This window comes from Haloarcula sp. JP-Z28 (assembly GCF_011440255.1).
Lineage (GTDB): Archaea > Halobacteriota > Halobacteria > Halobacteriales > Haloarculaceae > Haloarcula > Haloarcula marismortui.
The window spans coordinates 1-5,898 of record NZ_JAAOHT010000123.1 but is presented as its reverse complement, the minus strand read 5'-3'; the positions used below and the strand labels follow the sequence as shown (position 1 = coordinate 5,898).

Genomic DNA, 5,898 nt, shown 5'->3' with positions numbered 1-5,898 from the left:
GTCGTGAGGTACGCTTCACTTTCGTCGGTGTCGCCCGATCCGACGCCCGCTTTCGCCATCTTCAGGCGATACGTGGTGTCTCGTTCGAAAACGATAGTGATGTTATAGAGCGAGCCCGGTCCCTCGGCTCCGGTGACGCTTGCGACGTACTGTTCATTGCCCTTGTCGCCTGGATTCGAGTCGATTTCGTTGTCGAGAAGCGCTCTCCATTCCGACGCCGGAAGCCGAGAAAGGAACGATACCGAGACGTTCGATGTCGACGTCGTATTTGTTACGCGGACCGTCCGGGAGGACTGGGACTTTGGCTCTACGTCGACCGTGACCGAATCGCTCGTCGAGCGGCTCATCGACCCGTTGAGTGTGACGAGCGTGATGTCCCGCCCGTCGACCATCGTCTGTTCCGAGAGCGTGATGTTCCCCTCGCGGAACTGATTGTAGACGACCGAGTGCTCGTAGACAGTCTCCGGAGCCTCCCCGTAGACGTTGTATTCCGGCTTGTAGGCGATAGCCCCCGTGTTGTAGTGCCGCGGTGTGGTTCCGTCCCAGTAATCTGCCGTTTCGGGGGTGCGTGCCTCGGCGTTGCGAATCGTGAGGTTTTGGGACTCGTTGCTGGTCCCATCTGTGTACAGCAACCCTGACGGTGGCCCGGGATTCGTTGCCACTAGCCGACTCGGGTATCGCGTCCCCAACTGGACCGAGACGGCCTGCCGGCTCGGCTGCCCCGGCACGGAGACGATGGCGTTTCGCAGGTCCTGCAACTGCGTCTGGACCTGCTGATTGTGATTGAACTCCACCTCCTGATTTTGCTCCGGGACAGCAAACGCCTGATACGAGGAGAAGGCGATGATAAGCACGCCGAACAGCAGTACAGCCCCGACCTGTACTGACTGCGCACGCTCATCGCCCATGAAAGTCATGGCGATGAGTTGCGGAGACGGCGATAAAAACCTGACTGCCGAATTATCAACTCTCGTCTTCTTCGACGACTTCCGGGTCGCTCATTGCGGTCTGGAGACTGTCAAGTCCGTTGACCCACTCGGAGACGAGTCCGTATTCGAGGTCCTCAGCGACCTCCATCGGGAGCTCCGACCCGCCAATGATCTGCGTGCCGGCCTGCACACAGTAGCCCAGTGCCGCGTCGAGGTCCTCTTCGGCTTCCGCGTCCGCGGCGGCTTCGATGTAGTCCGTAATGGTCGCATCGTCCGCAGCGCCTTCTGCGACGAACTCCTCGGCCGCATAGAACACGCACAGCAGCGATGTCTGGACGCCGTCGATCAGCATCACGGTCTCCTCGTCGTCGATGTCGATGTCGTCGAGAACGATCTCTCGGACGCCGGTAAGCTCGTCGAGCGTCGCCTCTTCATCGAGCGGTCCGTCCTCGTAATCGGTGAGAATCTTCGCGACCGCGATCGCGGCGTCGTCCTGAAGGTTCAACAGGAGCCGCGCTGAATCCTCATCCTCAGGGTCGACATCTTCTTCCTCGATGCGGTCTAGCCAGTTCTGCCAGCGTTCTTCGGTGTAATACTCCCCCGGCGGAGTGCTCATACCAGTCCGTTCGTGCCGTTGGGGATAGTAGTTTCGACCGGCGGCCGCTCTGTCGTGGAGTCCCTACCGCCAGGACGAAACAGCGAGCCACTATTTTAACGCTTGAAACAGCTTTTCTGTGGGTTTCTTGGATCGTCTGTGCACTCCGAGCACATATCACGGTCCCCGTCGAGGAATGGACTTTTATGTCAGTCTCTCATGTTATGTATTGGCATGTCACAGCGACGGCCAGTTCCGACCTACGTCGGCCCGCTCGACCCGGCTGCAGTCGCCACGCTGGCCAAGCGTGTCGGTCTGGCGCTTGTCGCCGCGACGCTGCCGGTCGCCGTTGGCACATTCGCCGGTATGGTTCTCATGGCCGGGTCGCTCCCGGCCGCGACTGATGCCGCAGCCGCCGCGATGAGCGGACTGCTGACAACAGAGCAGGGACTGTCCTGGCTGTTCTACGTCAGCACGCTCGGGACCGCACTGGGATGCTGGATTCTCGGCCTGGGGCTCCTTCTCGACGGCCTCGACCTGTAGGTCAGCCGTCGCCGTCCGGACGCATCTCCACGCCGCCTTCCAGCGACTTTTCGTCCGCCGCGTCCACGCGGTTCGAGAGGGTCCGCTGTGGGAACGGGATCGCGATGTCTTCTTCGTCGAAAGTGGCTTTCACACCCCGGACGACCGCCGAGATGGCGCGCCACTTCCGCGGTGGCGTCGGGTGATCGATCCAGAACCGGAGTTCCATCACCACAGCGGAGTCCCCGAAGTCCTTCGGAACGACGTCCGGCGTCGGTGAATCGACGACGTGCTCGATGTCTGTCATCGCTTCGCGGGCGAGGTCCATCGCCCGGTCAACGTCGGTGTCGTAGTCCACACCGATGTCGACCGTGAGGCGCAACAGCCCCTTTCGGCTGCGGTTTGTCACTGCGCGGTCGCTCACGCGGTCGTTCGGAATGATGACGAACTCGCCATCGAAGTTCTCCAGCCGCGTATTGAAAACAGTGATGTCCGTTACGATGCCCTCCTGCTCGCCAATGAGCACCCAGTCGCCGATAGTGAACGGGCGAGAGAACATCAGGACGAAACCGGCGATGAGCGAGCCGAGCGTCTGTCTGGCAGCCAGACCGACAACGATACCGAGGAACCCGGCCCCGACGAGCAAGCCACTGAGGTCGATGCCCCAGACGGCGAAGATCGTCGCACCGATGGTGACGAACACAGTGACCTGCCCCAGTCGGAGAAGGATCTCCTCCTGGTGTTCGGTGAAGCCGGTAACAGCTTGGCTGAACCGGCCGATCCACCGCTGCATCTGGTCGGACAGGACAAAGGCCAGCATGACGAGAACGATCGTCTGTATCGTCGCCAGCACTGACTGATCGCTCCCGTCGAGGTACGGCCCGACTGTCTGGACGATATCGAGAACGCCCCAGACGATGAGAAACGAGACGACAACGAGAACGACCATCGAGAACTGGGCGATCCGGAGAAACACGCCTCGGATGGTCGTCGGCGTGTAGTCGGCCATGACCTGCAGCCAGTCGCCGGCTCGGTCCGACGTGACAGACCGAAGCCGGGAGAGGGCTGCTGGAACGATGACGACGCTGAGAAGGAGGACGACGAGAAGGATGAGCGTCGCGACGAGTCGCCCCTGTGTCGCGACCAACTGGTCCAGCGACCGCTGTAACACGGTAAATAGTTCCAGAAGGCCTTCACCGGTGTCGTTGGCCGCTGGCGTCGGCGTGGCCGTCCCCTGCACAGCCATCTATCGCCGCCGTAGGAACTTGTGTCTTCGTCTTTGAGCGTTCGTCTGTAAAAGCGGTGATAGCGACGCCGAAAACTGACTGGTCGCGGTTCCCGTTAGACGCCGCGACCCTGCAGCTGCTCTTCTTCGTCCAAGTCCGCGTTCGCCTGGCCTTTCATCCCCTTGCCGGGGTTCTTCGCGATCTCCTTGAGCTGTTCGGGGTCGTCGTAGTTGTTGACCGCCGCGACGACGGACTCGCCCATCGCCTGTGGGTTCTCCGCCCCGAAGATGCCCGAGCCGACGAAGATGCCGTCACAGCCGTGTTGCATCATCAGTGCGGCGTCGGCAGGCGTCGCGATGCCGCCGGCCGCGAAGTTGACGACGGGGAGCCGGCCGCGGTCCGCCGTCTCGTGGACGAGCCGCCGAGGCGCACCGTGTTCGCGGGCCCATTCGTCGCGCTCCTCGTAGGCCATCCCTTCGAGCTTGCCGATGGAGCGCTGGATGTTCCGCTGGTGCGTGACGGCTTGGTTCACGTCACCAGTGCCCGCCTCGCCCTTCGTGCGAATCATCGCTGCGCCCTCGTCGATACGGCGCAGCGCCTCGGCGAGGTTCCGCGCCCCGCAGACGAACGGCGCGGTGAACTCGCGCTTGTCGATGTGATAGCGGTCGTCGGCCTGCGTCAGCACTTCTGACTCGTCGACCATATCCGCGCCAGCGGCTTCCAGAATCTGGGCCTCGGCAGTGTGGCCGATACGGGCCTTGCCCATCACCGGAATCGACACTTCCTCGATGATCTCTTCGAGTTTGCTGGGGTCAGCCATCCGGGCGACACCGCCCCGCTTGCGGATGTCGGCCGGGACCGACTCCAGGTGCATCACGGCGACCGCGCCGGCGTCCTCGGCGATTCGGGCTTGCTCACGGTTGACGACATCCATGATGACGCCGCCTTTCTGCATCTTCGCGAAGCCGCGCTTGACGAGGTCAGTCCCGCGACGGAGGTCCTCGAGGTCGGTCTCTTCAGTCATTACCCAGACTTAGGACTGGATTTACTTAACGCGTGTCCTTTTGCAGGACAGAACACCGTTTGACCCGCCCGAGGGAGACCCGATATCGGGCCAGCGGCAGCGATATTCTCCAGAGGACGGGGCTGAGACCACTACCGTTTTCATCGCGTCTCCCCACTGCATCGACATGGCTCCGGACGAGGGTGTCGGCGGGCGCATCGACGCGGTTGTCGCGCGTGTGTTCAGCCGGCGGCTCCCCGACGCCGAAGGGCTTCCGCAGTACGTTGCGCCGTTACCGGCGTGGTTGGAGAACGTCGGGCTCAGACTTGCCTGGCCGATCGCGCTCGTCAATCTGGTCGGCACGCTGTTTGGCTTCTGGTACTACGCCGGCCGGCCGCTGAACACAGCGCCGCCGCTCGTTGAGGGTCAGCTGGGCGCGGCCCCACTCGCCGCGTACCCGCTGATTCCGGACTCGCCCGTGGCAACGATGTTCATCGGACTTTCACTGGTGGCCTGGCGGCTCGACTGGGACACGCAGTGGCTCCACATGCTCGGCTTCTTCGGTTGCATCAAGCTCGGCCTGTGGACGCCGTACGTCCAGCTCGCTCTCAACGGCCCCGGCGGGATTCCGCTGTGGCTCTACTGGTTTCTGATTCTGAGCCATCTGGCGATGGCCGCCGAGGCATTTCTCATTCACCGCTATGCGAGCTTTTCGGTCATGTCCGTTGCCGTTGCGGTGTTCTGGTACGGCTTCAACGACGTGGTCGATTACTTCGTCCCGATTCTGGATGGTCCCCACCACACCTGGCTCCGGGCCGAGCCGATTGTCGCTGCCGGCGGGTTCGACCACACGGTGCTTGCCCACGACCTCGCGGCGGGTTGGGCGGTCGTGTTGACGCTCATAGCGACGTTTCTCGCACTGGCGACGCGTGTAGAGAAAGTGAAACGGCAAGCCTGACCGGCGCTGTCCTTTGCTTGCGGTTCTGGTGGCGTCTCAGGTCGTAAATCCGTCCTCTGCCTCGCGCTCGTCGAGGACCCACTCCAGTTCCTCGATAGCGCGCAGGATGGCGACCTCGGCCTCGTCTTCTAGCTCGGTCGACGGCGGGTCGTGCTTGTCGTACTCGTCCTGCAGCGCCTCGATTCGGTCCCGAATCGTCTCCTCTGTTCGCATGGTTTCAATGACCGGACCCGCAGGTCTTGATGCTACTGGTCCCGGCGATGGGTGCGAACGGAGTGAGTCTGTGACAAAAAAACGCAGCGAGCCTACCGAACCACGACGACGGCGCTCTCGGTTTCGGTCATCTCGCCCTCGCCGGAGTAGGTCCGGGACTCCTCGACAGCGAACATCTCGTCGTCGAGTTCGACGCCAGCGACCTGCAGCGTGTCGCCGTCGATCTCGTAGTCACCGTCCTCGATAGCGGCGTCAATCGCGCCGACTTCGCTGCCGAACTCGGGACCGACGAGCGAGTAATCGAGGTCGATGCCGCTGATTTCCGTCGTGATGTCCGGGGCCTCGTCGTAGGTGTCCAGTTGCGCCACGTGCATCGCCTCGGCGACGGCGTCCTCGAAGCCGGCGATGTGGCCGAACACCTCGACGTGGTCGAGGTCGGCGTTCAGCGGCAG

General features: G+C 62.6%; 6 protein-coding genes and 2 pseudogenes. 2 read left to right on the top strand and 6 right to left on the bottom strand.

The window, feature by feature from the left end:
• Both G9463_RS23055 and G9463_RS23050 read right to left on the bottom strand, forming a co-directional pair.
• Positions 1–917, bottom strand: a pseudogene (locus G9463_RS23055) (hypothetical protein); the annotation flags it as partial.
• Between the two features lie 46 nt (positions 918–963).
• A complete protein-coding gene (locus tag G9463_RS23050; protein WP_007188863.1) occupies positions 964–1,545 on the bottom strand; it encodes a DUF2150 family protein in 582 nt (193 codons plus the stop codon).
• A gap of 213 nt (positions 1,546–1,758) precedes the next feature.
• Between G9463_RS23050 and G9463_RS23045 the strand changes: the two genes are divergently transcribed.
• On the top strand, positions 1,759–2,067 hold the full coding sequence (locus tag G9463_RS23045; RefSeq protein ID WP_049938919.1) for a hypothetical protein: 309 nt from the start codon (positions 1,759–1,761) through the stop codon (positions 2,065–2,067).
• A 1-nt stretch (position 2,068) separates the two neighbouring features.
• On the opposite strand, the gene G9463_RS23040 is transcribed toward G9463_RS23045, so the two are convergent.
• Together G9463_RS23040 and pdxS are read right to left on the bottom strand one after the other, a co-directional pair.
• Entirely contained in the window at positions 2,069–3,292 is a 1,224-nt protein-coding gene (locus G9463_RS23040; protein WP_007188865.1) for a mechanosensitive ion channel family protein, read from the bottom strand.
• A 95-nt stretch (positions 3,293–3,387) separates the two neighbouring features.
• Positions 3,388–4,296, bottom strand: a complete 909-nt coding sequence (gene pdxS, locus G9463_RS23035; RefSeq protein ID WP_004957745.1) for a pyridoxal 5'-phosphate synthase lyase subunit PdxS — start codon at positions 4,294–4,296, stop codon at positions 3,388–3,390.
• Positions 4,297–4,462: 166 nt separating this feature from the next.
• Between pdxS and G9463_RS23030 the strand changes: the two genes are divergently transcribed.
• Positions 4,463–5,233: a DUF1405 domain-containing protein gene (locus tag G9463_RS23030; RefSeq protein WP_004957742.1), complete on the top strand. Its 771-nt coding sequence runs from the start codon at positions 4,463–4,465 to the stop codon at positions 5,231–5,233.
• A gap of 36 nt (positions 5,234–5,269) precedes the next feature.
• On the opposite strand, the gene G9463_RS23025 is transcribed toward G9463_RS23030, so the two are convergent.
• Together G9463_RS23025 and G9463_RS23020 are read right to left on the bottom strand one after the other, a co-directional pair.
• A complete protein-coding gene (locus G9463_RS23025) occupies positions 5,270–5,446 on the bottom strand; it encodes a hypothetical protein (protein ID WP_004957739.1) in 177 nt (58 codons plus the stop codon).
• Positions 5,447–5,538: 92 nt separating this feature from the next.
• A pseudogene (locus G9463_RS23020) lies at positions 5,539–5,898 on the bottom strand (valine--tRNA ligase); the annotation flags it as partial.

Bases quoted from the DNA above. Each gene is read 5' to 3' on its own strand.
- G9463_RS23040 (WP_007188865.1), bottom strand. From the start codon at position 3,292: ATGGCTGTGCAGGGGACGGCCACGCCGACGCCAGCGGCCAACGACACC.
- G9463_RS23025 (WP_004957739.1), bottom strand. From the start codon at position 5,446: ATGCGAACAGAGGAGACGATTCGGGACCGAATCGAGGCGCTGCAGGAC.
- G9463_RS23030 (WP_004957742.1), top strand. From the start codon at position 4,463: ATGGCTCCGGACGAGGGTGTCGGCGGGCGCATCGACGCGGTTGTCGCG.
- pdxS (WP_004957745.1), bottom strand. From the start codon at position 4,296: ATGACTGAAGAGACCGACCTCGAGGACCTCCGTCGCGGGACTGACCTC.
- G9463_RS23045 (WP_049938919.1), top strand. From the start codon at position 1,759: ATGTCACAGCGACGGCCAGTTCCGACCTACGTCGGCCCGCTCGACCCG.
- G9463_RS23050 (WP_007188863.1), bottom strand. From the start codon at position 1,545: ATGAGCACTCCGCCGGGGGAGTATTACACCGAAGAACGCTGGCAGAAC.